Source organism: Schaedlerella arabinosiphila (assembly GCF_003885045.1).
Lineage (GTDB): Bacteria > Bacillota > Clostridia > Lachnospirales > Lachnospiraceae > Schaedlerella > Schaedlerella arabinosiphila.
The window spans coordinates 2,894,933-2,921,440 of record NZ_RHJS01000002.1 but is presented as its reverse complement, the minus strand read 5'-3'; the positions used below and the strand labels follow the sequence as shown (position 1 = coordinate 2,921,440).

The window sequence follows — 26,508 nt, the reverse complement described above, 5'->3', positions numbered from 1 at the left end:
TCCTGTTGTCAGAAAACGAATTTGAAGATATAATAAAAATGGAACAATATCTTGCCTTGAAAATAAACAGGAAGATATTGGCGAAAGGACAAAACAATATGCAGAAAAAAACACCTGATTACGATAATGTTTTTAAGACTATGAAGAGCAAACACAAACGGCTTTTCATTTCTGTAATCAACGACACATTCGGGAAGAAATATTCCATGGATGTCAAAGTGGAGACTTTACCCTCGGAAGGGTATCTGACCGAAAGTGAGACGACAGACGGAAGCAAGGAGATTGAGGAGCAGATTTCGGATTTTGTAATAAAGATTGAAAATGAAATCTATCTTTTGGAATGCCAGAGCTATCATGACGGTTCTATGGCAATTCGGATTGCAGAATATGCATTTATCGTTGCCAGACAATTTGCGGTATGGGACATTGGCCATGCGACCATACCTATGCCGAGATTTTCCGTAATCTATATTAAGAGGACGGAAAAAACACCGAAAGCCACCACGATTACCTTTACGTTTCCAGACGGGCAGGAAGTGGACTATGAGTCTGCCAATGTGATTCTGGAGGAATTTACAAAAGAGGATATTGTGGAAAAGAGGCTGTTTCCCTATATTCCCTTTTACATTGCAAGGTATGAGAAGGAGATTGCTTCTGAAAAAAATATAGACAATGCAGCGGAAGATCTGGAATATTTCAGGAATGAGATGGTCCGGCTGCATAAAAACGGCGAATTATCAGATGCTGAGATCGTAGATCTCATGGGATTTGTGAATACCATTATTACCCACATTACAAACGGCAATGACAACGAAGAAAGGCTGGTGAACATTATGGGCGGAACAGTTATTGAGACGGAATCTGAAAAGCTGATCCGTAAAGGAAAAACCGAGGGAAAAGTCGAAGGAAAAGCCGAGCAAATCATTGAAATGGGACAGGAGTTTGGTCTGGACGATGACGACATTTTGAGACGGCTCCAGGAAAAGATCGGCTTGTCCCTGGAAACGGCGGCCGCCTATTTAGAGCGGTATGGAAAACAGCTTGTGTAGGCATACAGCGGATTTTGAATAAGGGAAACCTGAAAAATCCGCTGTCAACAGAGCTTCCTATGTGCCTGCAGGACAAAAGAATCAGGAGACAGGATAACTAACATGGAGACAAAAGACCTTATACTGGGGAAAGCAAAATATGAGGACTGGAAGGCGATGTACCGCAATGTCTGGTCCAGGCCGGAGACGGCGGAATATATGAAGTGGAAGGTGACGCCTGACGAGGACGCGGCCAGAGAGCGGATCAAGAGGACGATCACCTGGCAGGAGTCCCGGGATTCCTGGCTGGTCTATGAGAAAAGCAGCGGGCAGGCTGTCGGCTTTGCCGGCGTAAAGGAAGTGAGGCCGCATATCTATGAGGAGGCCGGCATTGCCCTGGGGCCGGAGTATGTCGGCAAAGGGTATGGGAAACAGATCCTGCAGCTTTTACTGGAATACTGCGCATCTCTGGGCGGGGAGGAATTTTATTATTCTGCATACGCAAAAAATCTGCCTTCAAAGGCGCTGGCATTATCCTGCGGGTTTGTTTACTGGCATTCAGAGCAGAAAACAGATGAGCAAAATGGGAACTTATATGTACTGGAGACCTACAAAAAGACTCTGAAACCGTCAGAGGACGGGGAATGTGATGCCGGATGAGACTTTCACGTATTGCCTGGAGCAGCCGGCTAAAGGATGTAATATGTAAGAGAGAGGACTGTATAATATGCTCCATATACCATACAGCCTTCTTTTGCTGTGTGTATGCCTCCTGCCAGCCTGCGGGCGTGAAAAAAATGCCCTCTGTTTTCTGGCAGGTTCTTTTTTCTGTCATTTTTCAGGTATGAAAAAAAATCCGCAGCTTTTCCACTGCGCTTTTTTCAATCCTGGACACATAAGACCTTGAGATCCCGAGCTGCCGGGCGATTTCCCTCTGGGTATATTCTTCCCCGTTGTACAGGCCGTACCGCATTTTCAACACCAGCTTTTCTCGCTGGGAGAGTTCATTTTCCACCTTCTCGTACAGCTTCTGAATATTCTCTTTCAAATACAGCCGTTCCGGCACATCCTCCTCCTCCGTTTCGATGATATCATACAGCTTGATCTCGTTCCCTTCCCGGTCGGTGCCGATGGGCTCATACAGAGAGATCTCCCTGCTTGTTTTTTTCCGGGAGCGGAGGTACATGAGGATCTCATTGTCAATGCATTTGGAGGCATATGCCGCCAGGCGGTTTCCTTTTTCCGCGTTAAAGGTGGCCACGGCCTTGATCAGCCCGATGGTTCCGATGGAGATCAGGTCCTCCTGATCCTCTTCCAGGTACTGGTATTTTTTGATCACATGTGCGACGAGCCGTAGATTCCTTTCGATCAAGATATGTTTTGCCTGAAGGTCTCCTTCCGTATATTTCTGGATGTAATATTTCTCTTCCGAAGGAGTGAGGGGATTGGGAAATGATTTCAAGACGACACCTCTTGGCACATTTGATATAGTTTATGTGGAAAAGTGGAAATTTGTGCTTTTCCATCGAAAATAAGGACAAAAAGGTTGACAACCGACCATCAGATGGGATATGATAACACACATCAAGCAGCGCTTTCTGCGCTGAGCAATCCGGCCGTTTCGGTCAAGATTCATCAACTTGTGGTAACTGAAAACAGCGATCAGCAGTGGGGACATTCCGTCTTAAAGGGAATTTCGGCCCGCAAACCGGCGGTATTTAAAGGCAAAGAACCGTAAACCGCAGATGCCTGGTCGCAGGGGCTTTCATAGGTATGAAAAAAGAAAGGAAGTGTGTGAATGAGCTTCAGCACAGTATTGTCTGCGTCCATGTATGGAATGAAAGTGGAATTTGTCCATGTGGAGGCGGATGTAAGCAACGGCCTTCCGGGGTTTCAGATGGTGGGATATCTGTCGTCGGAGGTGAAAGAAGCGGCCGAGCGGGTGCGCACGGCGATTAGAAATTCCGGTCTGGATTTTCCGGCAAAAAAGACGGTCATCAACTTAGCGCCGGCGACTATGAAAAAAAGGGGAGCGGCTTTTGACCTGCCCATTGCGGTGGGGATTTTATTATCCCTTGGAAAGCTGGATTCTGCAAAGGTTTGTTCCATGCTGATCGTAGGCGAACTGAGCCTGGACGGCAAGGTCCGCAAAGTACCCGGCATCCTGCCGATCCTGGCAGAGGCAAGGGCAGCAGGGATACGTACCTGTATGGTGCCCCGTGTAAATGCGGCGGAAGGGGCGCTGATCGAAGGGATTGACGTGATCGGCGTGGAAAGCCTGGAGGAAGCCTGCGGATATCTGAGCGGAACGCTGTGCATCACGCCGGCCCCCTATCCCGTGCAGGAGCGCGCAGAGCAGCCCTCCCATGGCCTGGACTACGCGGACATCTGCGGGCAGGGAGCGGTGAAGCGGGCGGCGGAGGTGGCGGTTGCAGGAGGGCACAATCTGCTCCTGGTGGGCCCTCCCGGAAGCGGAAAATCCATGACCGCTCAACGGATTCCTACCATATTTCCGCCCATGACCCTGGAGGAAAGCATGGAAGTCACGAAGGTCTACAGCATCCTGGGACTGCTGGACAGCGAACGGCCGCTGATCCGGGAGCGCCCTTTTCGGAGCGTCCATCACACATCCACCAAGGCCGCCCTTGCAGGAGGCGGAAAAGTGCCGGTTCCGGGGGAGATCAGCCTGGCACACGAAGGCGTCCTGTTTCTCGATGAGCTTCCGGAGTTTCAGAAAAATGTGCTGGAGGTGCTGCGGCAGCCGCTGGAGGACCACCAGGTGCGGATCACCAGAAGTCAGGGCAATTACCTGTTTCCGGCGAATTTTACCCTTGTGGCCGCCATGAATCCCTGTCCCTGCGGCTGCTATCCGGATATGAACCGATGCACCTGCACGCCCGGACAGATCCAGCATTATCTGGGAAAATTAAGCCAGCCCTTCCTGGACCGGATGGACATCTGCGTGGAAGCGCCCCGGGTAGAATATGAAGCTCTGAAAAAAGGGAGGCAGGAAGAATCCTCTGCCGCGATCCGGGAGCGGGTGTGCCGTGCCCGGGAGATTCAAAACCATCGGTACCGGGGCACGAACATCCTGACCAACGCCATGCTGGGCGTCCGGGAGATGGAACAATGGTGTAAGCTGGGGGAGGCCGGGGAAGGACTGATGAGACAGGCATTTTCCAGGCTGGGACTGACTGCCAGGACATACCACAAGATCCTGAAGGTGGCCCGTACCATTGCAGATCTGGAAGGTGAGGCGCAGATCCTGGAGAAGCATTTAAAAGAGGCGGTGGGATACCGCGCGCTGGACAAAAAGTATTGGGGGAGATAGCATGGATCAATATGAATACTGGCTGTCCGCGCTTTCCATTTCGGACCGCAAAAAAATGATGCTGCACGCGTACATGAAATCCGCAAAGGGTGCTTATTATATAGAAGAAACAAGTTTGCACAGGTTTCAGTTCTTAAATGAAACAGACCGTAATACAATGAGTCAGGCGAAAAAAATATGGGACCTGCAGGGGGAATACGACGGCCTTGTGAAAAAACAGATCCGCCTTTACACCTGCTTTGATCCGGAATATCCGAAAAAGCTGGCGGACATCCCGGACAAACCTTATGCCCTTTATGTCAAAGGAAATCTGCCCGACGAGCGGCTCATGAGTGTTGCGGTTGTGGGGGCGAGAAGCTGCAGCCGTTATGGAGAAAAACATGCCTATGAATTTGCGGAATTTCTTTCCGGACACGGGGTGCAGATCATCAGCGGCCTGGCCAGAGGCATCGACGGCGTCAGCCAGCGGGGGGCGCTTATGGGGCGGGGGAAGACCTTTGCCGTGCTGGGCAGCGGGGCGGATGTCTGCTATCCGCGGGAAAACATCGGCCTGTACGGCGATATCCTGGAGATGGGCGGAGGAATCATTTCGGAGCTTCCTCCGGGAACCCAACCCCGCCCGTATCATTTTCCAAAGAGAAACCGGATCATCAGCGGCCTGTCGGACCTGGTGCTTGTGATGGAAGCCCGGGAAAAAAGCGGCTCCCTGATCACGGCGGACCTGGCGCTGGATCAGGGAAGGGACGTCTACGCACTGCCGGGGCCTGTGGACAGCAGCCTGAGCATGGGATGCCATCAGCTCATCCGGCAGGGGGCGGGTATCCTGATCTCTCCGGAGATGCTTTTAGAGGAGCTGGGGATTTCCGGCGGGAATTTACAGGAAAAAAAGACAGAAGCAAAAAAAATGCTTGAAAGTCTGGAAAATATGGTGTATAGTTCAGTTGTTCTTTATCCCAGAAATATCGGACAGATCATGGACGAGTCCGGACTTTCGGCTCAGGAAGTACTGGAAACGCTGGTTTCCCTGGAGATCAAAGGATACATCAAAGAAATTTCAAAAAATTATTATATCAGAGTCTAGTACAACGAATAATAAGCGGCTGGAACCTCAGACAAGTGATATGGCTGGTTATTGATTATCTGCTGTACTGGTACACTACTAGCCCTCGTCTGCGGCGTCAGCCACGGATGGGGATCGGAAAGAGGTAAGGATTACATGGCACATTATCTTGTGATTGTGGAGTCGCCTGCCAAGGTGAAGACAATCAAAAAATTTTTAGGCAATCATTATACGGTCGCGGCCTCCAACGGACATGTCCGTGACCTTCCGAAGAGCCAGATGGGAATCGACGTGGAGCATGACTACGATCCGAAGTACATCACCATCCGCGGAAAGGGGGACATCCTTGCCGGCCTGCGCAAGGAAGTCAAGAAGGCGGATAAGGTCTATCTGGCAACTGACCCGGACCGGGAGGGGGAAGCGATTTCCTGGCATCTGTCCGCAGCCTTGAAGCTGGATGAGAAAAAGATGCGTCGGATCACATTTAACGAGATTACGAAAAATGCCGTGAAGTCTGCGCTCAAGGCGCCCAGGGACATCAACATGGATCTGGTGGACGCCCAGCAGGCGCGCCGGGTTCTGGACCGGATGGTGGGCTACCGGATCAGCCCCCTTCTCTGGGCAAAGGTAAAGCGGGGCTTAAGCGCCGGAAGGGTGCAGTCCGTGGCCCTGAGGATCATCGCGGACCGGGAGGCAGAGATTGACGCGTTTATCCCAAAGGAATACTGGTCTTTAGACGCCATCCTCCATGTAAAGGGAGAAAAGCGTCCGCTGACGGCAAAGTTTTACGGGACCCAGAAGCAGAAAATGGAGATCCATTCCAAAGAAGAGCTGGATCAGATCTTAAGGGAAGTAGATCAGGAGCAGTACCATATCATGGATATCAAAAAAGGGGAGCGGATTCGGAAGAGCCCTCTGCCCTTCACCACCAGCACCCTCCAGCAGGAAGCGGCGAAGGCGCTGAATTTCGGTACCCAGAAGACCATGCGGATCGCCCAGCAGCTTTATGAAGGCGTCGATATCAAAGGAAACGGCACCGTCGGCGTTATCACCTACCTGCGTACCGATTCCACCCGGATTTCCGAGGAGGCGGACGCGGCTGCAAGGGAGTACATCGCCGGGACTTACGGGGAAGAATATGCCGCATCCGGCACTGCGGCCAAGCAGACGGAGAAGAAGATCCAGGATGCGCATGAGGCCATCCGTCCCTCCGATATCACCCGGACGCCGGCAGCCTTGAAGGATTCTCTTTCCAGAGACCAGTTCCGCCTGTATCAGCTCATCTGGAAGCGTTTTACGGCAAGCCGGATGCAGCCGGCAAGGTTCGAGACTACCTCGGTTCGGATCGGGGCGGGACAATATGTTTTTACGATCTCCGCGTCCAGGGTGGCCTTCGAAGGCTTCCGCTCCGTATATATGGAAGCGGACGAGGAGAAGGAAGAAAGCAACGTGCTGGTAGGCAGCCTTCAGAAGGATTCCGTGCTGACCAGGCAGGATTTTGAGACCAAGCAGCATTTCACACAGCCGCCGGCCCACTATACGGAGGCCACGCTGGTGAAGGCGCTGGAGGAGCAGGGGATCGGCCGGCCAAGTACCTATGCACCCACCATCAGCACGATCCTGGGAAGGCGGTACATCACCAAAGAAGGAAAGAACCTCTACCTGACCGAGATCGGGGAGGTGGTCAACAATATTATGAAGCAGTCCTTCCCGAGCATTGTGGATATTCATTTTACAGCCAACATGGAAGGACTTCTGGATATGGTGGAAGAAGGCCGGGTGCCCTGGAAGGAAGTCATCCGCAACTTTTATCCGGATCTGGATGAAGCCGTCCAGGTTGCGGAGAAGGAACAGGAGAGCGTGACCATTGAGGACGAAGTGACAGATGTAGTCTGTGAGGAATGCGGCCGCAACATGGTGATCAAATACGGCCCCCACGGCAGGTTCCTTGCCTGCCCGGGCTTCCCGGAATGCCGCAATACCAAGCCCTATCTGGAGAAGATTGGGGTGCCCTGTCCGGTCTGCGGAAAAGAGATCGTCATCCGCAAGACGAAAAAAGGCAGAAAATATTACGGCTGCGAGGACAATCCGGAATGCGACTTTATGTCCTGGCAGAAGCCCTCTGCAGAAAAATGTCCGGACTGCGGCGGATATATGGTAGAAAAAGGAAACAAGCTGGTCTGCGCGGACGAGAAGTGCGGCTATGTGAGAAATAAAAAGCAGGAAGATTAGGTTGCTTTTGGAAAAATCAGGAATGTTGTTCACACGGTGTCGTGTACTTGCTGCACGGCATCGTGCGAACAGTAACAATATTTGAGATTTTCTGTGAAATATATTAACATTTTAATTGATATTTCGAAAATTGTATGATAACATGGTTTTATCTGGTAAATGTAGTGAGTTGTGTATACAATTATCCGCCGCAAAAGAGATTTTCGTTATAAGCTGCTGTTCGGACCGCAGCGTATCACGTTTTTTTGCGGACGGCAGAATACGGTCTTTGACAAAAGGTGGAGGAAGCTGATGAGTGTACAATTATTGGATAAAACAAGAAAAATCAACAAACTGCTTCATAATAACAATTCCAGCAAGGTCGTGTTTAACGATATCTGCGCTGTGATGACGGAGATCCTGGATTCCAATGTCCTGGTGGTCAGCAAAAAGGGCAAGATTCTCGGAGTCAGCAGATCCACCAGGATCAAGGGCATTGAGGAGCTGATCGCAGAGTCCGTGGGGGCGCATATTGACGAGATGCTCAACGAGCGTCTCTTAAGCATCCTCTCCACAAAGGAGAATGTCAACCTGGAGACGCTCGGCTTTTCCCCGGAGACCGTCAAGGGCTACCAGGCCATCATTACCCCCATCGATATCGCTGGGGAGCGTCTGGGCACGCTGTTTGTATATAAGCAGGACGCCCTCTATGAGATTGACGATATTATTTTGAGCGAATATGGAACGGCCGTGGTGGGGCTTGAGATGCTCCGTTCCGTGAACGAGGAAAGCGCGGAGGAATCCAGGAAGGAGCACATTGTCCAGTCCGCCATCGGCACACTGTCCTTCTCGGAACTGGAGGCGATCCTCCACATTTTTGACGAGCTGGGGGATACTGAAGGAATCCTGGTGGCCAGCAAGATCGCGGACAGGGTGGGCATCACCCGTTCCGTCATAGTCAACGCCCTGCGGAAGTTCGAAAGCGCGGGGGTGATCGAATCCCGCTCTTCGGGGATGAAGGGTACATACATCAAGGTTCTCAACGAATATGTATTTACGGAACTGGAAAAGATCAAGAAGGAGCGGATGTAAGGAGCTGCCGCAGGTTATGTTAAGACAGTTCCTGAGAGGAAGAGGGGATGTCAGAATACTGATATCCTTTTTTTTCACGGGCAGGCATATCAGAAAGGAGGAAGAAAAATGTTCGAGGGCAATTCAGTAGATTTGCGGATGGCAAAGACCATATCCGCAGACGTGGTACTGGATGATACGACGCACAAGTGTAAGGTTTACAGGTATGACATGGAGGAAGATTACATATACTTAGAGTTAACGGAGGAGGACCTGACGGCCATTTCCCTGGATGCCAAGTACCAGTGCTATATTTCCACCAAAAAGGAGCTTCTGTACTGCACCGGGGTGGTGAAGGAGCGCTATCGTTCAGAATCCGGAAACATGATCACGTTCCGGATTGAAAACGGATTTTACAGTGTTTCGGAAAAAAGGTTTATAAACTAATTATAAAAATTTGGAAACATTGTTGACAAATCGTCGGCGTAGTGCTATTTTATATTCATGGGTTAGCACTCGAAAGTAATGAGTGCTAACAAAGAAAATGTTTGAAGGAGGAATTACAATGAAGTTAGTGCCATTAGGTGACAAAATTGTATTAAAACAGTTAGAAGCAGAAGAGACAACAAAGTCCGGTATCGTTCTTCCGGGACAGGCAAAGGAGAAGCCCCAGGAAGCAGAAGTCATTGCAGTCGGACCAGGCGGAATCATAGATGGAAAAGAAGTGACGATGCAGGTTAAGGCAGGAGACAGGGTAATCTACTCCAAGTATGCGGGAACAGACGTAGAGCTGGATGACGAGAAGTTCATTATCGTGAAGCAGAATGACATTCTGGCAATCGTGGAAGCGTAAAAAATAATAGATGAGGTGAATAAAAAATGGCAAAGGAAATCAAATTTGGCGCAGAAGCAAGAGCGGCATTGGAAAAAGGTGTGAACCAGCTTGCGGATACCGTAAGCGTGACATTGGGACCGAAGGGAAGGAACGTAGTACTGGATAAGTCTTTCGGCGCTCCGCTGATCACAAACGACGGCGTGACCATCGCAAAAGAGATCGAACTGGAAGACGGATTTGAGAACATGGGAGCACAGCTCATCCGTGAAGTGGCTTCTAAGACCAACGACGTAGCCGGCGACGGAACCACAACCGCAACCGTACTTGCACAGGCGATGGTAAATGAAGGCATGAAGAATCTGGCGGCAGGCGCGAACCCGATCGTGCTCCGTAAGGGTATGAAGAAAGCTACAGACAAGGCTGTGGAAGCAATCGCAGAGATGAGCAGCAAGGTAACCGGAAAAGAGCAGATCGCGAGAGTTGCCGCAGTTTCCTCAGGAGACGAGGAAGTGGGAACCATGGTAGCGGACGCTATGGAGAAGGTTTCCAACGACGGCGTTATCACCATCGAAGAATCCAAGACCATGCTGACAGAGCTGGATCTGGTAGAAGGTATGCAGTTTGACAGAGGCTACATCTCCGCATATATGGCGACAGATATGGAGAAGATGGAAGCGGTTCTGGAAGATCCGTACATCCTCATCACAGATAAGAAGATTTCCAATATCCAGGATATCCTTCCGCTTCTGGAGCAGGTGGTACAGTCTGGCGCAAGACTTCTGATCATCGCAGAGGATATCGAGGGAGAGGCGCTGACCACTCTGATCGTGAACAAGCTGCGCGGAACCTTCAATGTAGTAGCCGTAAAGGCTCCGGGATACGGCGACAGAAGAAAAGAGATGCTGCAGGATATCGCGATCCTGACAGGCGGACAGGTGATCTCCGAAGAGCTTGGCCTGGATCTGAAGGATACCACCATGGATCAGCTCGGACGTGCGAAGTCCGTCAAGGTACAGAAGGAAAATACCGTAATCGTAGATGGCTCTGGCGACAAGCAGGCGATTGCCGACAGAGTGGCTCAGATCAAGAAGGGTATCGAAGAGACCACTTCTGATTTTGATAAAGAGAAGCTGCAGGAGAGACTTGCGAAGCTGGCAGGCGGCGTGGCAGTGATCCGTGTAGGCGCTGCAACCGAGACCGAGATGAAGGAAGCAAAGCTTCGTATGGAAGACGCGCTGAACGCCACAAGGGCAGCCGTAGAAGAAGGGATCATCGCAGGCGGCGGTTCCGCATATATCCATGCTGCAAAGCAGGTTGAGAAGCTTGCAGAGGAGATGGACGGAGACGAGAAGACCGGAGCGAAGATCATCCTGAAGGCTCTGGAATCCCCGCTGTACCACATCGTATCCAATGCAGGACTGGAAGGCTCTGTCATCGTGAACAAGGTAAGAGAGTCCGAGGTCGGCGTCGGCTTCGATGCATACAAGGAAGAGTATGTGGACATGGTAAAAGAAGGCATCTTAGACCCTGCAAAGGTGACCAGAAGCGCTCTGCAGAACGCAACCAGCGTTGCTTCCACACTGCTGACAACAGAATCCGTTGTCGCTACGATCAAGGAAGACACCCCGGCAATGCCGGCAGGCGGCGCAGGCGGAATGGGCATGATGTAATCTGCCTTAAGAAAATAGAAGTATCTGTTTGGAACAGAAATCAAAGGAGTTTCGCAGTCTGCTGCGGAACTCTTTTTTTCTTTCTAAAAGCACTTGACAAGCCACCGGAATTTTTGTACCATATCAGATAAAATACCTATGATTCGAGTGCCGAAAATCCGCTTTCATTGCCGGGAGTTTTCGGCAGGAGAATCCTACATAGGAAAAGTTTCATAGGAAAAGTTTCAAATGTTTCGGGAGTTCCCCAATACAAAAGGAGAGGAAGGTAAAGTCATGGGCAGAATTATTGGAGAAGGTATTACATTTGATGATGTGCTGTTGGTACCCGCATATTCGGAAGTCATTCCGAACCAGGTAAATTTGTCTACACATCTGACAAAGAACATTAAGCTGAATATTCCGATGATGAGTGCAGGGATGGACACGGTAACCGAATACCGGATGGCCATCGCGATGGCACGTCAGGGCGGAATCGGTATCATACACAAGAACATGTCTATAGAGCAGCAGGCAGAGGAAGTGGACAAGGTAAAAAGGTCTGAAAACGGGGTCATCACAGATCCGTTTTATCTCTCACCGGAGCATACATTGAAGGATGCCAATGATCTGATGGCAAAGTTCCGTATATCCGGCGTCCCGGTAACAGAAGGCAGGAAGCTGGTCGGGATCATCACAAACCGCGATTTAAAATTCGAAACAGATTTCTCCAAGAAAATCAAAGAAAGCATGACCTCCGAGGGACTTATCACAGCCCGGGAGGGGATCACACTGGAAGAGGCGAAGCAGATCCTTGCAAGGGCGAGGAAGGAAAAGCTCCCCATTGTGGACGAGTACGGCAATCTGAAGGGGCTGATCACCATCAAGGATATTGAGAAGCAGATCAAGTATCCGTCTTCCGCGAAGGATGCCCAGGGGCGTCTGCTCTGCGGCGCGGCGATCGGCATCACGGCCAATTGTCTGGAACGTGTGGAAGCCCTTGTGGAGGCTAAGGTGGATGTCATTGTTCTGGATTCCGCACACGGACATTCCGGCAATGTGCTGCAGACGGTCCGCATGGTGAAGGAGCATTTTCCGGAGCTCCAGGTTATTGCGGGAAATGTTGCCACAGGGGCGGCGGCAAAGGCATTGATTGAGGCCGGCGTGGACGCGGTCAAGGTTGGCATCGGGCCTGGTTCCATCTGTACCACGCGTGTGGTGGCGGGAATCGGCGTTCCGCAGATTACGGCAGTGATGGACTGCTATGAGGCGGCAAAGGAATACGGAATCCCGATCATTGCGGACGGCGGCATTAAGTACTCCGGAGACATGACAAAAGCCATTGCAGCCGGGGCCAATGTATGTATGATGGGAAGTATTTTTGCGGGATGTGACGAAAGCCCGGGAACATTTGAACTGTATCAGGGAAGAAAGTATAAAGTATACCGCGGGATGGGCTCTATCGCGGCTATGGAGAATGGCAGCAAGGACCGTTATTTCCAGGAGAACGCGAAGAAGCTGGTTCCGGAAGGTGTGGAAGGACGCGTGGCATATAAAGGAACCGTGGAGGACACGGTATTCCAGCTCATGGGCGGACTGCGGTCCGGTATGGGATACTGCGGCACGGCGACCATTGAAGAGCTTAAGCAGAACGGACAGTTTGTGAAGATCTCTGCGGCATCTCTCAAGGAGAGCCACCCACATGACATCCATATTACGAAGGAAGCGCCCAACTACAGCGTGGACGAATAAAAAACCATCGAAAAGATGCAGCCTGTACGGCCGGGGGATTTTAAAACCGTCCGCCCGTTTGCTCTGCAGCGAACCGCATGCAGACATCCGGCCGGATTGCAGCCCTGCAGGTGAAAAATACACGGAGCAGAAAACATGGAACAGGAGAGTACGGAACAGAAAGGAATTGAGCAGAAAAGCATAGACCTGAGAAGTACGGACCTGAAACAGACAGGATCAGGCAGTGCGCTGCCGAAGAGCGCGCAAAAGACGGTGAGGCGCAGCGGAAAACGGAAGAAAACAAAGCGGAGGAAGAAGACGGCACGCAGGCTGGAGATCAGCGTAAAGCTGGAGCCGAAAAGCTTTCTGACCGGAATGGCCGTCGGAGTGCTGCTGACGATGCTGGTGATGTTTTTGCTCACCCGCTGTTCTGCCGAGGAGGTGGAGACCAGCGGCCTGGAGCTGGATGCGTCAGAGCCGGAGATCAGTGTCCAGCTTCTGGACGTGAATGATTATTCCAGGCCGGGGATAGAAGTGGATTCGGTTTCCGGGGTGGTGATCCATTATACGGCCAATCCGGGGAGTACGGCGCAGCAGAACCGGGATTACTTCAACAGCCTGCAGGACGGGCACGGAGCGTCTGTGAGCAGCCATTTTATCGTAGGATTAGACGGTGAGATTGTACAGTGCATTCCCACGCAGGAGGTGGCATACGCATCCAATGAGCGGAACCACGATACGGTTTCCATTGAATGCTGCCATCCAGACAGCACCGGGAAGTTCAACCAGGAGACGTATATTTCCATGGTTCGGCTGACGGCGTTTCTGTGTGCAAAATATAATCTGGATGCGGATGCGGTCATCCGGCATTATGACGTGACGGAAAAGAACTGTCCGAAATATTTCGTGGAAAATGAAGACGCATGGAAGCTTTTTAAGGCGGATGTGGATGCGGCATTGAAAAACAAAGCAGACAAGGGAGAGTAGAAGCAGCATGAATGATTTGGAGATGTACCGGGAACAGCTTGCTATGTGCGATGACCGGATCATTGATATTCTGGAGGAGCGCAATTCTATCATAGAAAAGATCATGGCCTATAAGCAGGAGTACGGCATGCCGCTCCTGCAGCCTGTCCAGGAAGAGAAGCAGGAGAGGAGAAGGCAGGATAAGCTCAAAGGCTATCGGTATGAGCAGGAGATCGAGAATGTCTTTTCAGAGATTGTCAGGAACAGCAAACGGATTCAGGCAAGGCATCTGTTTGACTATAATATCGTTCTGATCGGCTTTATGGGGGCGGGAAAATCTACGGTTTCCGAATATCTGAGCACCGTGTTCGCCATGGATGTGGTGGAGATGGATCAGGTGATCGCAGAGCGGGAAGGCATGAGCATCCCGGATATCTTTGCGACCTACGGAGAAGAGTATTTCCGCAACAGGGAAACCAATCTTCTCAAAGAGATGCAGCTTCGGAAGCAGGCGGTGATCTCCTGCGGAGGCGGCGCCGCGCTCCGGGAGGAGAACGTGGCGGAGATGAAGAAGAACGGGCGCGTGGTGCTTCTGACCGCGAGTCCGCAGACCATCTATGAGCGTGTGAAGGACAGCACCGACCGGCCGATCCTGAATGGAAATAACAATATAGAATTTATTACGGAGCTGATGGAAAAGCGCCGGGAAAAATACGAAAAGGCGGCGGATATCGTGATCTACACGGACGGCAAGACCGTGCTCCAGATCTGCGAGGAACTGATCGCGAAGCTGTAGAGGCCGGGATGCGGCCAGGGGAGAACGTTTGTCCGCCGGGCTGATTTTTGCCGCTGCCGGAGAAAGAGATTTCAGCCGCCGGGCGTGAGCTGTGCAGGAAAGGAGACAGGGACATGTTTGATATGTTCTTTCCGGATGAATATGTGGCTTCCACTTATATCATTCCTTTTGAAAAATTATATGAAGAGGGATACCGGGGGGTGATCTTTGATATCGACAATACCCTGGTTCCCCACGGCGCGCCCGCGGATACACGGGCGAAGGAGCTGTTTGCCAGGCTGACAACGATCGGCTTCGCATCCTGCCTGATCTCCAACAACCAGGAGCCCAGGGTCAGGATGTTCAACGAAGAGATCGGGACGAATTACATTTTCAACGCCCATAAGCCGGCCCGGACGAGTTACATCCGCGCCATGGAGCTGATGGAAACGGACCGGAGCAATACGGTCTTTGTGGGGGATCAGCTGTTTACCGACGTGTGGGGGGCAAAACGGACCGGAATCCGCAATATTCTGGTCAGGCCCATGTATCCCAAGGAGGAGATCCAGATCGTTCTGAAGCGTTATCTGGAACGGATCGTGCTGTATTTTTACAAAAGAAAGCAAAGAAAGACCCGGGGAAGATAAAAAAAGGTTGAAAAAAGCTGGAAATTATTATAAAATGTAACCCAGCGAGGATTTTGAATTGCGATGAATGAAACTGAGTAGATGCAAGGAGGATTATATATGATCGCAGCAGGAGAATTTAAGAATGGCGTTACCGTCGAGATTGACGGAAATATTTACCAGATTTTGGAATTTCAGCATGTAAAGCCGGGTAAAGGTGCAGCGTTTGTCAGAACAAAGCTGAAAAATATCATCAGCGGCGGTGTGGTAGAGAAGACCTTCCGTCCCACCGAGAAGTTCCCGAAAGCTCATATCGACAGGAAAGAGATGCAGTACCTGTATCAGGATGGGGACTTATACAACTTCATGGATGTTGAGACATATGACCAGATCGCTTTGAATTCCGAGGTGGTAGGGGATGCTCTGAAGTTCGTAAAAGAGAACGAGAGCGTGAAGATCTGCTCCCACAACGGAAATGTATTTTCTGTAGAGCCGCCTCTTTTTGTAGAACTGGCGATCACAGAAACAGAGCCGGGCTTCAAGGGCGATACCGCACAGGGCGCGACAAAGCCGGCTACGGTAGAGACGGGGGCGACGGTTATGGTGCCGCTGTTTGTAGAGACCGGAGATGTATTGAAGATCGATACGCGTACAGGGGAGTATCTGTCGAGAGTATAAGGGCAGAAATCAATCACTTCACCCGCATAAGCAAAAAGTCAAGATGCGCAGCATTGGCAAGACAGCTTTGCTGGCTGTTTTTTACGCATGTGAGTGAAAGGACTGTGCATAGGAACAGTTATAAAGAAGCAGGATATTTCATTGGTAAGGATGGGGTGTCCTGCTTTTATTGTTTTTATTTTCATGACGCACGTGTTAACACCAGAAGATCAGAGGGATCAGATATGATTCTCTGCTCTTGAGGGATGCTGTACATGTGGGGAGAATTTGAAAGAATTTAAGGGAGAGAAAGGAATTGAAACTATGCTGAAAATAGGTTCACATGTAGGAATGAGCGGCAGGGAGATGCTGCTTGGCTCTGCGAAGGAAGCGGTATCTTATCAGGCGAATACATTTATGTTTTACACCGGCGCGCCCCAGAATACCCGCAGAAAGGGGCTGGAAGAGCTGAATATTGAACCGGCCTGGGAGTACATGCGGGAACGCGGGATTGAAGAGATCATTGTCCATGCCCCCTATATCATCAATCTGGGCAACTCCGTAAAGCCGGAGACCTTTCAACTGGGTGTGGAATTTCTGGAAAAGGAAATCCAGCGGACAATCGCCTGCAGAAGCCATGTGCTGATCCTGCATCCCGGGGCTCATGTGGGAGAAGGCGCGGATAAAGGGATCGCCCAGATCGTGAAAGGGCTGAACGAGGTGCTAACCAGGGATGTTGACTGCTGCATTGCGCTGGAGACTATGGCCGGAAAGGGCTCCGAGGTGGGGCGCACATTTGAGGAGCTGGCTCGTATCTATGACGGGGTGGTATACAATGAGAAGCTGCGGGTCTGCTTTGACACCTGCCACACCAGCGACAGCGGATATGATATCATCCATCACTTTGACGATGTAATCCGCGAATTTGACCGGATACTTGGAAAAGACCAGATTGCCGTATTTCATATCAATGACAGCAAAAATGTACCCGGCGCCGCAAAAGACCGTCATGCAAATATCGGATTCGGGGAGATCGGATTTGAAGCGCTCAATCGCATCGTGCACCATCCGGATTTTGAAGCGGTTCCGAAAATCCTGGAGACGCCTTATATTCCAGATCCGGAAAATAAGAAGAAATCTTATGCGCCTTATAAATACGAGATTGAAATGCTGCGGAAAGGGGAATTTGATCCAGAGCTGGAGGAGAAGATCCGGCCGTAATCCGGCGGGAAATTTTCCACCTGTACGGTTGGATGCTCTTTGAGCATCCAACCCACCTCATTCATAAAATCCGTGCTTCGCACTTTTGTGCCTGCTAACGCAGTCACATTTTATTCATTAATGAGGTAGGTTGCTAATCCGAAGCCGCATTTTTATTGCAATAAATTGCATAAAAATGCGGCTTCGGATTGCAACCGTACAGGCATAAAAAAAGCACGTCTGGGCGGGATCGAACCGCCGCACCTGCCTCCGGAGGGCAGTGCTCTATCCACTGAGCTACAGACGTGTATTATGTGCATTCCAGAAAAGGAAGCATCTCTCTGGAATGCACTCATTATGTTAACACATATTTTGGAAAAAGTAAAGAACAAATTTTCCGAATAAAAGATTTTGAAAAGATTTTTAGTTACTATTCACAGTAACGATTTTTACAGATGAAACGAATGCTGCATGACCAGACTTCTGGCGTCTCTTTGATAGAGGTAAGCGTGATCGCTCAAAATCTCTTCTTCTGCGACCTGGGTCTGGTTGATCTCCATGACCATGGCATCCATTTCCCCCGGCTCCATGCTCTTTGAGACAGGAACAAGCACCACCTCATGGACACTGCTGGGGAGCACGTAATAGTCTTCTCCCAGGACCTGTCCGGCCATGTCCAGCACTTCCGGGTAGACGATGCACGCCGCGCCGAAGCTGCGGACAGGATTGGAAAGCACGTACATAAAGTCAGCTCCCTCCGGGGCAGATTCCTGCAGAAGGTTTTTCTTTTTGCCAGGAACAGAGCAAAGAATCTCATCTACTGCCTGCTGCATGGTAAACAATTCTGCCGGAAGCAGGCGTTTTACATTGCTGCGGGCCAGCGCGAATAAATCCTCCGCCGTCACGTCCCAATACTGCAGGTGGTCGTTGTTCACCGTCATGGTGGCGGTTCCCCGGCTGTTTACATCCAGCAGTACATAAAATACGATACTTAAGTCCAGAAGCCGAAAGTGGGGCACCCCTTTGAGCAGTTCCTGATTTTTCTCGGTGTGGATCAGCTTAAATACGATCTTATCCTGTACGGCGTCATAATGATTGATCCCATTGGCATCCATGGACTGGTCGCATTTTACAATGCGGTAAAAATCCAGGATCTCCTGCACAAGCCCTTCCATGGATTCCCCATCCGTAAAACGCTGATAAAACTCCTCCAGATAGATCGTGGGGGAAATATTCACACCCGGGGTTTCTATGAGCAGTCCCTTTTTTACTTTTCCGTTATTTTTGATCGCCGTATATTGCGCGGCCTTAACCCCTCCCTCCAGTTTCTGATTCATTTTCGTCTCAATAGCGCAAATAAATTCCTGATATGTCATTTTTCTCCTTTCTTCTGCGCGTCCACCTGAAATTAAAATGAGAAAGCCGGCACCGAAATCGTGCCCAGAAAATTGATTTGAAAAATAGTATGTAGGTAGATTATAGCGGACAGGGAAGGAAAAAGCAACCATTTTTTCAAAAAATAAAAAAGAGAAAATTTGTTCGAGTCCGCGGCCATGAATATTGTAATGAACACTTGCTAGAATCCGGGATAGATGATAAAATGTCAAAAGAACAAGGATATTTCAGTAAAGCATTGCAAATAAACATACGGAGAGTGAATAAAGTGAAAACATTGCTGAAACTTATTACAATGGAGATGGAAGAGGCATTCCGGGCAGCGGGATATGACGAAACTTATGCGAAGGTAAGCCTGTCGAACCGTCCGGATTTGTGCGAATATCAGTGCAACGGAGCGCTGGCGGCGGCAAAAGCCTACAAAAAGGCACCTATAATGATCGCAGGGGACGTGACGGCGCATCTGAAAGAGAGCGCGGTTTTTTCCTATGCGGAGGCGGTGAACCCGGGCTTTATCAACCTGAAAGTAAAACCTGCGTTTGCGGCGGATTTTCTGAATGAAATGGCAGCGGCGGAGAACCTGGGCGTGGAGAAGGAACAAAACCCAAGGACCGTCATGGTGGACTACGGCGGGCCGAATGTGGCGAAGCCCCTCCACGTCGGACATCTTCGCTCTGCGATCATCGGCGAAAGCGTGAAGCGGATCGCCCGTTTCAAAGGCAACCGGGTGATCGGGGATATCCATCTGGGAGACTGGGGATATCAGATGGGGCTGATCATCACGGAGCTGGAAAAGCGCCGGCCGGATCTGCCTTATTTCCAGGAGGACTATGAGGGCGAGTATCCGTCGGAAGCGCCGTTTACCATCGGGGAACTGGAGGAGATCTATCCCACGGCAAGCGCCTATGCCAAGGAAAATGAGGAATACCGGGAAAAGGCACTGCAGGCGACGTTCCTTCTGCAGAACGGCCGCCGGGGTTACCGGGCGATCTGGCGGCACATCATGGATGTGTCTGTGGCGGATTTGAAAAGGAATTATCAGGTACTGAATGTGGACTTTGACCTCTGGAAGGGCGAGGCGGATGTGCAGAAGTATATACCGGATATGGTCCAAATGCTGAAAGAAAAGGGATTTGCGCACTACGACGACGGCGCCCTGGTGGTGGATGTGGCAGAGGAGGATGACAACAAGGCCGTGCCGCCCTGCATGATTCTCAAATCGGACGGCGCCGCGCTGTATGATACGACGGATCTTGCGACTCTGGTGGAGCGGGAAAGCCTGTATCAGCCCGACCAGATCATTTATGTAGTGGACAAACGGCAGGAGCTTCATTTTGTACAGGTATTCCGCTGCGCGAAAAAGACGGGGATCGTGCGCCCGGAGGTGGACTTGAAGTATCTGGGCTTCGGCACGATGAACGGAAAGGACGGAAAGCCGTTTAAGACCCGGGAGGGCGGCGTGATGCGCCTGGAAAACCTGCTCCGGGAGATCACCGAGGAGATGATGAAAAAGATCATGGACAACCGGACCGTCACCGAGGAGGAGGCGGAGGCCACGGCACAGACCGTCGGGCTGGCGGCCGTGAAGTACGGGGACCTGTCCAACCAGGCGTCCAAGGACTACATCTTTGACGTGGATCGGTTTACCTCTTTTGAGGGAAATACGGGGCCTTATATCCTGTATACCATCGTCCGGATCAAATCCATCCTGCATAAGTACCAGGAGGGCGGCGGTTCTATAGACGGCCTGCGGATTCGGGAGCCGGGGAGCGAGTGCGAGAAGGCGCTGATGCTGGAGACGGCGAAGTTTAACGAGATGATTGATACGGTTTATGAGGAGATCGCGCCTCATAAGATCTGCGCATATATCTATGACGCGGCAAATGCGTTTAATAAATTTTACCATGAAACCAGGATTCTGGCGGAGGAGGATGCCGAGAAGAAGGCTGGCTATATTGCGCTTTTGAAGCTGACAAAAGAGGTGCTGGAGACCTGTATAGATCTTCTGGGATTTGAAGCGCCGGAAAGGATGTAGATCACGGAAAATGACAGAAAAGTTATTTTATAAAGACAGCCATATGCTGAGGTTTACGGCGGCTGTGCTGGAGTGCGTTTGGATGGAGACGGTGCATCCGGAGGAATCCGGCTGTATGAGTGCAGTTACGAAGGAAGAAGGGTGTCCGGCGGAATCCGGCAGCGCCCCGGGTGTTTCCAGAGCGGAGCGGTATCAGATCGTGCTGGATCGGACCGCATTTTTCCCGGAAGGGGGAGGACAGTATGCGGATACCGGTTGGATACAGATAATGTCTGATACTATGGCACCGGAAAAGAATCTGTACGGGCAGCGAAGCGGTCAGCTCTTAGAATGCGCGTCCGGAGAACAATCTGTAAGGATCTCAGAATCCGCGTCGGAACTCTCCGAAGGCCGGGAAACCAGAATCCGGGTTCTGGATGTAAAGGAACGTGACGGGAAGATATTTCACATGACGGATCGGCCCCTGCCTGCGGGCAGCATCGTGTCCGGGGAGATCGACTGGACGGAGCGATTTATGAAGATGCAGCAGCACACCGGGGAGCACATTGTCTCAGGGCTGGTTCACGCCCGGTTCGGATATGACAATGTGGGCTTTCATCTGGGCAGCGCGGACTGCACCATGGATTTTAACGGGGAGATCACCCGGGAGGAGCTGCATGAGATTGAGCTCCGGGCAAATGAGGCTGTGGCGGAAAACCTGGATATCCTGGTTTCCTATCCATCCAAAGAAGAGCTTGCGGGATTGGAGTACCGCAGCAAGATCGAGATCGAGGGGCAGGTTCGGATCGTAACGATCCCAGGATTCGATGTGTGCGCCTGCTGCGCTCCCCATGTGGAAAAAACCGGGGAGATCGGAGTGATCAAGCTGACCAATGTACAGCGGTACAAAGGCGGCGTCCGGGTCACTATGCTCTGCGGATTCCGGGCTTTGGCTGATTATGACAGAAAATCCGCATCTGTGAGGCGCATTTCCGGGGCGCTCTGCGCAAAGGAAGACGAGGTGGCCGAGGCGGTGGAGCATTTGAAGGAAGAATGCGCGCAGCTCAAAGCAAGGCTGGCAGAGCAGCAGAGGGAAATGCTGCGGTTTAAGGCCAGGGAAAGCGACGGGCAGGGAGCGGCTGTGTGCCTGTTCGAGTCCGGGCTGGAAGGAGACGGCCCCAGGCTGCTGATGAACCTGGTGCTGGAGAGAGGGCACGAATTATGTGCCGTATTCTGCGGAGATGACCGCGACGGCTACCGCTATGTGATCGGAAGCAGAAGCGTGGATCTGAGAAAAATGGTGAAGGAACTGAACGCTGCCTTTTCAGGGAGAGGCGGCGGAAAGCCGGAAATGGTGCAGGGCTCTTTGAAAGGTACAAAGACGGAACTGAGGGCGTGGATGCAGGAATACGGTTTTTAGAGCCGCACAGGCGGTATGCCGCGGGATTGCAGTCGGCGCGGGATACATTGCGCACTGCTGCTGGAGAAAGTGAGGAGATGAAAAGATGAACAAAGCTCCGGGAAAAAACAGATTCTGGTATCTGTTCGGGCCGTTTCTGATTTATTGGGGGATTGAATTTGTGGGGGCCATGATTGCGTCGCTGGTTATGGTCATCGTATCCGTGCCCGAGGTGATTCAGTCCGTGGCATGGAAGGATTCCATGACCAATGAAGAGTTTATGGAGGCGGCGGCCCAGATGCAGACGATGCTGCTGGACATGGCGGCCCGTTACCAGGTTCAGATGCTTGCGGCAGCGGCGCTGTTGACCATTCCGGTACTTGCGCTGCTGTACCGAAGGGACCGGCTGCAGGAGCAGATGCAAGGACTCCCGGTCAATAAAAAAGCGCCCGCGTATCAGTACATTTGGACGGCCATTCTTGGAGCCATGGTGTGTATCGGCGGAAATGTGTTGATCGTGATGACCAATCTGGCATTTGTAAGTGAGAGCTATCAAAATACATCGGCGGTCTTTTATGCTCCGGCCTTTGCAGTTCAGGTGGTCTGCCTGGGGCTGATCATTCCCGTTTCCGAGGAACTGCTGTTCCGGGGGCTCTTGTTCAGACGGTGCCGCGCGCTGATGGGATTTTTCCCGGCAGCACTCAGTATTTCCATCCTGTTCGGGTTCAGCCACGGCAACCTGGTTCAGTTTCTCTATGCCATGGGCCTGGGAATGCTGCTTGCCTATGTGTGTGAAAAATATGGATCGCTGAAAGCGGCAATCCTGCTCCATGTGACGGCCAATCTTACTTCTCTGATCATGACCGAGACCGGCTTTCTGGACTGGATCTGCGGTGCGTTTATCCGGCTGGCGGTGACGGTCGTGGCCTGTGCATTTTTCGGCGCGGCCATGTTTGTGCTGATCCAGAGAATTGATGAAAAGCCGGAGGGAACAGACCGGACGGATGACTCCGGAAATATCCCTTTGACGAAAGATATGTTCCGCTGAAAACGGGTGGTTACTGTTCACACGGCAATGTCATTTAGTTAAACAAAGCCAGACCGGTGTTCTATAAATTATTAGATATAAAGTGGACTTGTTTTCACAGCACAAGCCAGAACATATGTTTTTGCTTGTGTCTGAGAGACTGTTCGGATCATAATGAAAGAGGTGAAAATTATTTTTGGGCATGACGACTAAGCAGATCCGCATCTGCTTAAAAAATATCTATATTTAAGGTAAAAATGCTTTCAGGCTGCCCGGTATATAAGATATCGCGGCCTCCGGAAATGGGCTGTCTTTAGCCTGTGATACTGCCGTTCATTTCGGATCGGGATCAACCTGCGCTGAAGCAGGGCGGTTACATTGATTGAGCCTTCTTTCACAGAAGGACGTAGGAACACCCTGCAAATATGGGCTGCTGTACCAAAATGTATTTTGTAATCATGCTTTGTCTTCTTTTGATGGACCACAGCAGTATGGTTGATGATACTTTCTGTCAAGTTGTAGACGATGAGTTTTGCCCATATTTCCTGTTTGACAAAGTCCGGCTTATAAGAATGGAAATTGATCAATCCGATGGTATATTTCAGTTTCCGAAATGAGGATTCCACGCCCCACCTGGAAAAATAAAGCTCTTTTAGACGCTTTGGCGGAAATTCCTCTTCCGGGAGATTGGTAACCAGGCACTCATAAGTGGACTCTGATATGGGAAACCTGACAATGCGGAACGTAAGCTGGTAGGTATCCCGTGTCCCGTACTCAATAAAATCAAAGGAGGTTGCCTTATCGACAAAACGGCGGTATCCCTCTACAGCAATCTTTTTTGACTGGCTGCGTACCAGGGTGACCCGAACCCGGATGTCAAAGGATTCCTTGTCAGGAAAATCAAAACCGGAAAGAAGGCCTTTGGAATGGATATCCTTTGCGCGGAAGAGGAAAAACTGCCCTTTTTTGAGCACATGGGCCATATTATTATAGGAGCAGTAACCACGGTCACCGATAAAAATAGTCTTTTTCCAGGGGGAAGTCTGATGGCGGTCCACCAGGGTGGCAAAGGCCCGGTATTCATCCTTATTGTGAATCGGCTGGATCAGTGCATCGGTATAGATGTGCTTGTCCAGATTGTACAGGGCATTTAAATGCAAACTGTAAAATCCTTTGGCAGAATGCCCTTCGGAAACAAAGTAGTCAGGGGAAGCAAACGTGGGCTTACTGAAAAAGGAAAAGGTAGAGCCATCCGCAGCAATGGATTCATAGCCGTCTGCGCCTTCCAAGGAAGAGAGTGAGGAATGGAAGTGATGAAAAACGGCTTCCATGGCTTCCGGTTTTAACTTTGCCCGTTGCTGATTGAGTGCGGAAACGGAAGGGGCATCTGCATCCAGATCAAAAAACTCCAAAAGTTCCTCGGAAGTGGAGGAAGAGCCCTGGGAAACCAAAAACGTAATGAGCTTATCCGGTGGAAGCTTTTTCTGGCGGGTAAAATCCTTGTCTGGGTGGACGGAGTATTTTGAGATTGTGGACGCAACGCTGTCCACAGCAGAAGAAAAAAGAGCCTTGATTTTTTCATGAAACATAACGAATGTACCTCCTTGGATTAGAATCATATATCGCTCTAAATCCAAGGGCCGCGCTCGCTACCTCTAAAAAGAGGATCAGCAGCGAGCGCGGCCGCACATTTTGTTTGATTTGTCAAGTACTAATATAAAATTCCGCAAAAAAATCAAAAAGAATGGTTAGACCCCCACTTAAAAAAGGCTCTACCCCATCCATCTGAGTTTTCTGCTGAAAAAAACAATAATTTCCATGAAAATGGATTTTCAGATGCAAGGTTTTCAGATAGAATAACCCCAGTAATATCGCGGGTTGAAGCCAACAAGACGGGTGAACACCGGTGAGTGGAACATCGGATTTCGTCCATATATTAACTAAATGACATTGGTTCACACGGTGTCGTGCACTTGCTGCACGGCATCCGGCCAATTCAGTGATGGGGCGGGCTTGTTTTAGAATTATGAGGTGCACGATGAAAGTTTTAAATTTTGGATCTTTAAATTTGGATTATGTGTATTCGGTTGACCATATGGTGGCCGAGGGGGAAACCCTTGCGGCCGGGGGAATGAATACGTTCTGCGGCGGAAAAGGGCTGAACCAGTCTATTGCGCTGGCTAAAGCCGGCGTCCCGGTGTATCATGCGGGGCTGATCGGAGAGGAGGGGAAGAGCCTTCTGGACGCCTGCCGGGAAAATGGGGTTCATACGGATTTTATCCGTGAGATCCCGGGAAAAAGCGGCCATACCATCATTCAGGTGGATAAAAGCGGCCAGAACTGCATCCTCCTTTACGGCGGGGCAAACCGCAGCATGACCAGGGAATTTATCGACGAGGTGCTCTCCCATTTTGAAAAGGGGGATTATCTTTTGCTGCAAAACGAAGTGAACCTGGTGGATTATATGGTGGATCAGGCTTATGAAAAGGGCATGGAGATCATCCTCAACCCCTCCCCCTTTGACCGGAATCTGGAAGCCTGTAACCTTTCCAAAATCTCTCTGTTCCTGATGAATGAGATTGAGGGATGGCAGATCACCGGGGAGAAGGAGCCGGAAAGGATACTGGAGAAGCTGCGTGAGCTGTACCCGGAGGCAAAGACGGTGCTTACGCTGGGCGGGGACGGATCGGTGTACCAGGATCAGGAGCATCAGTACAGGCAGGGCATTTTTCCGGTGGAGACCAGGGATACCACGGCGGCAGGGGATACCTTTACCGGGTACTTTATCTCCTCTATGATTCAGCATATGCCCGCTCCGGCCGGACTGGAGACAGCGGCAAAGGCGGCGGCCATTGCGGTGTCCAGGGACGGGGCCACCGCATCCATACCGACCAGGGAGGAAGTCATGCGGTTTCATGCGGAGTGAGGGGCAGGCAAGGCGGAGGAGGTGCGCTGGGATGTACCATTTGACGGAAAAAAGGATTGATCTTCCGGAACCGATTCTTGCCGGGCTCCAGGCCATGGGAAAAGAATTTGACCTCAATCGGATCATATTATTCGGTTCACGGGCAAGATGTACCAATGGGGAACGGAGCGATATGGATCTGGCGCTGTATGTAAAAGATACGAAACAATATTACAATATTCTGGATTACACAGAGGAAATGGAGACGCTGCTGATGTTTGATATCGTGGATCTGAACGGCAGCGCGGTGTCAAGCGACCTTCTTGACGAGATCCGAAGAGACGGGGTGATCCTGTATGAAAAAGTTTGAGCAGTTAAAACGGCTGTATGGAACAATCACCGGCTATATGAAACCCTATGATTTTTCAGATACGATGATTTCAGGGCTGACGGCGGATTTTGACCGTTTGTTTGAATTGTCGTGGAAAACCTTAAAAGAATATATGCAGAATGATCTGATGATGCTGGAGGCAAAAACCGGCCGGATGTCTGAAAAGACAGAACCGTAAGGAAGGAACCGGAAGCATGCCCTGTTGGAAGCTCTGAATAAAATGGTATGAAAAAAAGACGC

General features: G+C 50.7%; 25 protein-coding genes and 1 tRNA gene. 22 read left to right on the top strand and 4 right to left on the bottom strand.

From position 1 onward, the window contains the following. Positions 1-140: 140 nt before the first annotated feature. Together EBB54_RS14115 and EBB54_RS14110 are read left to right on the top strand one after the other, a co-directional pair. Positions 141-1,049: an RpnC/YadD family protein gene (locus EBB54_RS14115; protein WP_243127669.1), complete on the top strand. Its 909-nt coding sequence runs from the start codon at positions 141-143 to the stop codon at positions 1,047-1,049. Between the two features lie 102 nt (positions 1,050-1,151). Then, positions 1,152-1,688: a GNAT family N-acetyltransferase gene (locus EBB54_RS14110; RefSeq protein WP_125127878.1), complete on the top strand. Its 537-nt coding sequence runs from the start codon at positions 1,152-1,154 to the stop codon at positions 1,686-1,688. A 178-nt stretch (positions 1,689-1,866) separates the two neighbouring features. On the opposite strand, the gene sigK is transcribed toward EBB54_RS14110, so the two are convergent. Continuing rightward, positions 1,867-2,490 carry an RNA polymerase sporulation sigma factor SigK gene (gene sigK / locus EBB54_RS14105; RefSeq protein ID WP_004070362.1) on the bottom strand — a complete coding sequence of 208 codons (624 nt, stop codon included), beginning with the start codon at positions 2,488-2,490 and terminating at the stop codon, positions 1,867-1,869. Positions 2,491-2,592: 102 nt separating this feature from the next. Here sigK and EBB54_RS30180 point away from each other — a divergent pair, with 102 nt between their 5' ends. The 14 genes from EBB54_RS30180 (at position 2,593) to EBB54_RS14035 (ending at position 17,158) form a co-directional block, all read left to right on the top strand. Beyond that, on the top strand, positions 2,593-2,766 hold the full coding sequence (locus EBB54_RS30180; protein WP_154677793.1) for a hypothetical protein: 174 nt from the start codon (positions 2,593-2,595) through the stop codon (positions 2,764-2,766). A gap of 60 nt (positions 2,767-2,826) precedes the next feature. Continuing rightward, positions 2,827-4,359 (top strand): YifB family Mg chelatase-like AAA ATPase, encoded by a 1,533-nt coding sequence (locus EBB54_RS14095; protein ID WP_125127876.1) that lies wholly within the window; start codon positions 2,827-2,829, stop codon positions 4,357-4,359. A gap of 1 nt (position 4,360) precedes the next feature. Further along, on the top strand, positions 4,361-5,440 hold the full coding sequence (gene dprA / locus EBB54_RS14090) for a DNA-processing protein DprA (protein ID WP_125127875.1): 1,080 nt from the start codon (positions 4,361-4,363) through the stop codon (positions 5,438-5,440). A gap of 135 nt (positions 5,441-5,575) precedes the next feature. Beyond that, a complete protein-coding gene (gene topA / locus EBB54_RS14085; protein ID WP_125127874.1) occupies positions 5,576-7,651 on the top strand; it encodes a type I DNA topoisomerase in 2,076 nt (691 codons plus the stop codon). 291 nt (positions 7,652-7,942) lie between these two features. Further along, positions 7,943-8,722 carry a GTP-sensing pleiotropic transcriptional regulator CodY gene (gene codY / locus EBB54_RS14080; RefSeq protein WP_125127873.1) on the top strand — a complete coding sequence of 260 codons (780 nt, stop codon included), beginning with the start codon at positions 7,943-7,945 and terminating at the stop codon, positions 8,720-8,722. A gap of 108 nt (positions 8,723-8,830) precedes the next feature. Then, positions 8,831-9,148 carry a hypothetical protein gene (locus EBB54_RS14075; protein ID WP_004070356.1) on the top strand — a complete coding sequence of 106 codons (318 nt, stop codon included), beginning with the start codon at positions 8,831-8,833 and terminating at the stop codon, positions 9,146-9,148. Between the two features lie 118 nt (positions 9,149-9,266). After that, positions 9,267-9,554, top strand: coding sequence for a co-chaperone GroES (locus EBB54_RS14070; RefSeq protein ID WP_004070355.1), 288 nt, complete (start codon positions 9,267-9,269; stop codon positions 9,552-9,554). 26 nt (positions 9,555-9,580) lie between these two features. Beyond that, positions 9,581-11,206 carry a chaperonin GroEL gene (gene groL / locus EBB54_RS14065; protein WP_004070354.1) on the top strand — a complete coding sequence of 542 codons (1,626 nt, stop codon included), beginning with the start codon at positions 9,581-9,583 and terminating at the stop codon, positions 11,204-11,206. 273 nt (positions 11,207-11,479) lie between these two features. Further along, complete coding sequence (guaB, locus tag EBB54_RS14060; RefSeq protein ID WP_044989950.1) at positions 11,480-12,934, top strand: IMP dehydrogenase; 1,455 nt, start codon at positions 11,480-11,482, stop codon at positions 12,932-12,934. Positions 12,935-13,069: 135 nt separating this feature from the next. Continuing rightward, positions 13,070-13,900: a peptidoglycan recognition protein family protein gene (locus tag EBB54_RS14055; protein ID WP_125127872.1), complete on the top strand. Its 831-nt coding sequence runs from the start codon at positions 13,070-13,072 to the stop codon at positions 13,898-13,900. Positions 13,901-13,907: 7 nt separating this feature from the next. Then, the gene (locus EBB54_RS14050; protein ID WP_125127871.1) at positions 13,908-14,675 is read left to right on the top strand and encodes a shikimate kinase; all 768 of its coding nucleotides are present in this window, start codon (positions 13,908-13,910) and stop codon (positions 14,673-14,675) included. Between the two features lie 113 nt (positions 14,676-14,788). Next, positions 14,789-15,301, top strand: a complete 513-nt coding sequence (locus EBB54_RS14045) for a YqeG family HAD IIIA-type phosphatase (RefSeq protein WP_125127870.1) — start codon at positions 14,789-14,791, stop codon at positions 15,299-15,301. A 99-nt stretch (positions 15,302-15,400) separates the two neighbouring features. Continuing rightward, positions 15,401-15,958, top strand: coding sequence for an elongation factor P (efp, locus tag EBB54_RS14040; protein WP_004070349.1), 558 nt, complete (start codon positions 15,401-15,403; stop codon positions 15,956-15,958). A 306-nt stretch (positions 15,959-16,264) separates the two neighbouring features. Further along, positions 16,265-17,158 carry a deoxyribonuclease IV gene (locus tag EBB54_RS14035; protein WP_125130807.1) on the top strand — a complete coding sequence of 298 codons (894 nt, stop codon included), beginning with the start codon at positions 16,265-16,267 and terminating at the stop codon, positions 17,156-17,158. Positions 17,159-17,372: 214 nt separating this feature from the next. Here EBB54_RS14035 and EBB54_RS14030 read toward each other — a convergent pair. Next, positions 17,373-17,444, bottom strand: a tRNA-Arg gene (locus tag EBB54_RS14030). A 142-nt stretch (positions 17,445-17,586) separates the two neighbouring features. Continuing rightward, positions 17,587-18,513, bottom strand: coding sequence for a DUF5688 family protein (locus EBB54_RS14025; protein ID WP_125127869.1), 927 nt, complete (start codon positions 18,511-18,513; stop codon positions 17,587-17,589). Positions 18,514-18,800: 287 nt separating this feature from the next. Here EBB54_RS14025 and argS point away from each other — a divergent pair, with 287 nt between their 5' ends. From argS to EBB54_RS14010, 3 genes are all read left to right on the top strand, one after another. Next, positions 18,801-20,567, top strand: a complete 1,767-nt coding sequence (argS, locus tag EBB54_RS14020; protein ID WP_125127868.1) for an arginine--tRNA ligase — start codon at positions 18,801-18,803, stop codon at positions 20,565-20,567. A 10-nt stretch (positions 20,568-20,577) separates the two neighbouring features. Beyond that, positions 20,578-21,966 carry an alanyl-tRNA editing protein gene (locus EBB54_RS14015; protein ID WP_125127867.1) on the top strand — a complete coding sequence of 463 codons (1,389 nt, stop codon included), beginning with the start codon at positions 20,578-20,580 and terminating at the stop codon, positions 21,964-21,966. 85 nt (positions 21,967-22,051) lie between these two features. Further along, positions 22,052-22,993 (top strand): CPBP family intramembrane glutamic endopeptidase, encoded by a 942-nt coding sequence (locus EBB54_RS14010; protein WP_125127866.1) that lies wholly within the window; start codon positions 22,052-22,054, stop codon positions 22,991-22,993. 242 nt (positions 22,994-23,235) lie between these two features. Here EBB54_RS14010 and EBB54_RS14005 read toward each other — a convergent pair whose 3' ends face one another. Further along, a complete protein-coding gene (locus tag EBB54_RS14005) occupies positions 23,236-24,561 on the bottom strand; it encodes an IS4 family transposase (RefSeq protein ID WP_125127865.1) in 1,326 nt (441 codons plus the stop codon). 449 nt (positions 24,562-25,010) lie between these two features. On the opposite strand from EBB54_RS14005, the gene EBB54_RS14000 reads away from it, so the two are divergent. Genes EBB54_RS14000 through EBB54_RS13990 form a run of 3 tightly spaced genes read left to right on the top strand, consistent with a single transcriptional unit; the run spans position 25,011 to position 26,446 of the window. Continuing rightward, positions 25,011-25,898: a ribokinase gene (locus tag EBB54_RS14000; protein ID WP_125127864.1), complete on the top strand. Its 888-nt coding sequence runs from the start codon at positions 25,011-25,013 to the stop codon at positions 25,896-25,898. A 31-nt stretch (positions 25,899-25,929) separates the two neighbouring features. Further along, on the top strand, positions 25,930-26,247 hold the full coding sequence (locus EBB54_RS13995; protein WP_205128755.1) for a nucleotidyltransferase domain-containing protein: 318 nt from the start codon (positions 25,930-25,932) through the stop codon (positions 26,245-26,247). Continuing rightward, on the top strand, positions 26,234-26,446 hold the full coding sequence (locus EBB54_RS13990; RefSeq protein ID WP_125127863.1) for a hypothetical protein: 213 nt from the start codon (positions 26,234-26,236) through the stop codon (positions 26,444-26,446). Before EBB54_RS13995 ends, EBB54_RS13990 begins: the two co-directional genes overlap by 14 nt. Positions 26,447-26,508: the final 62 nt, after the last annotated feature.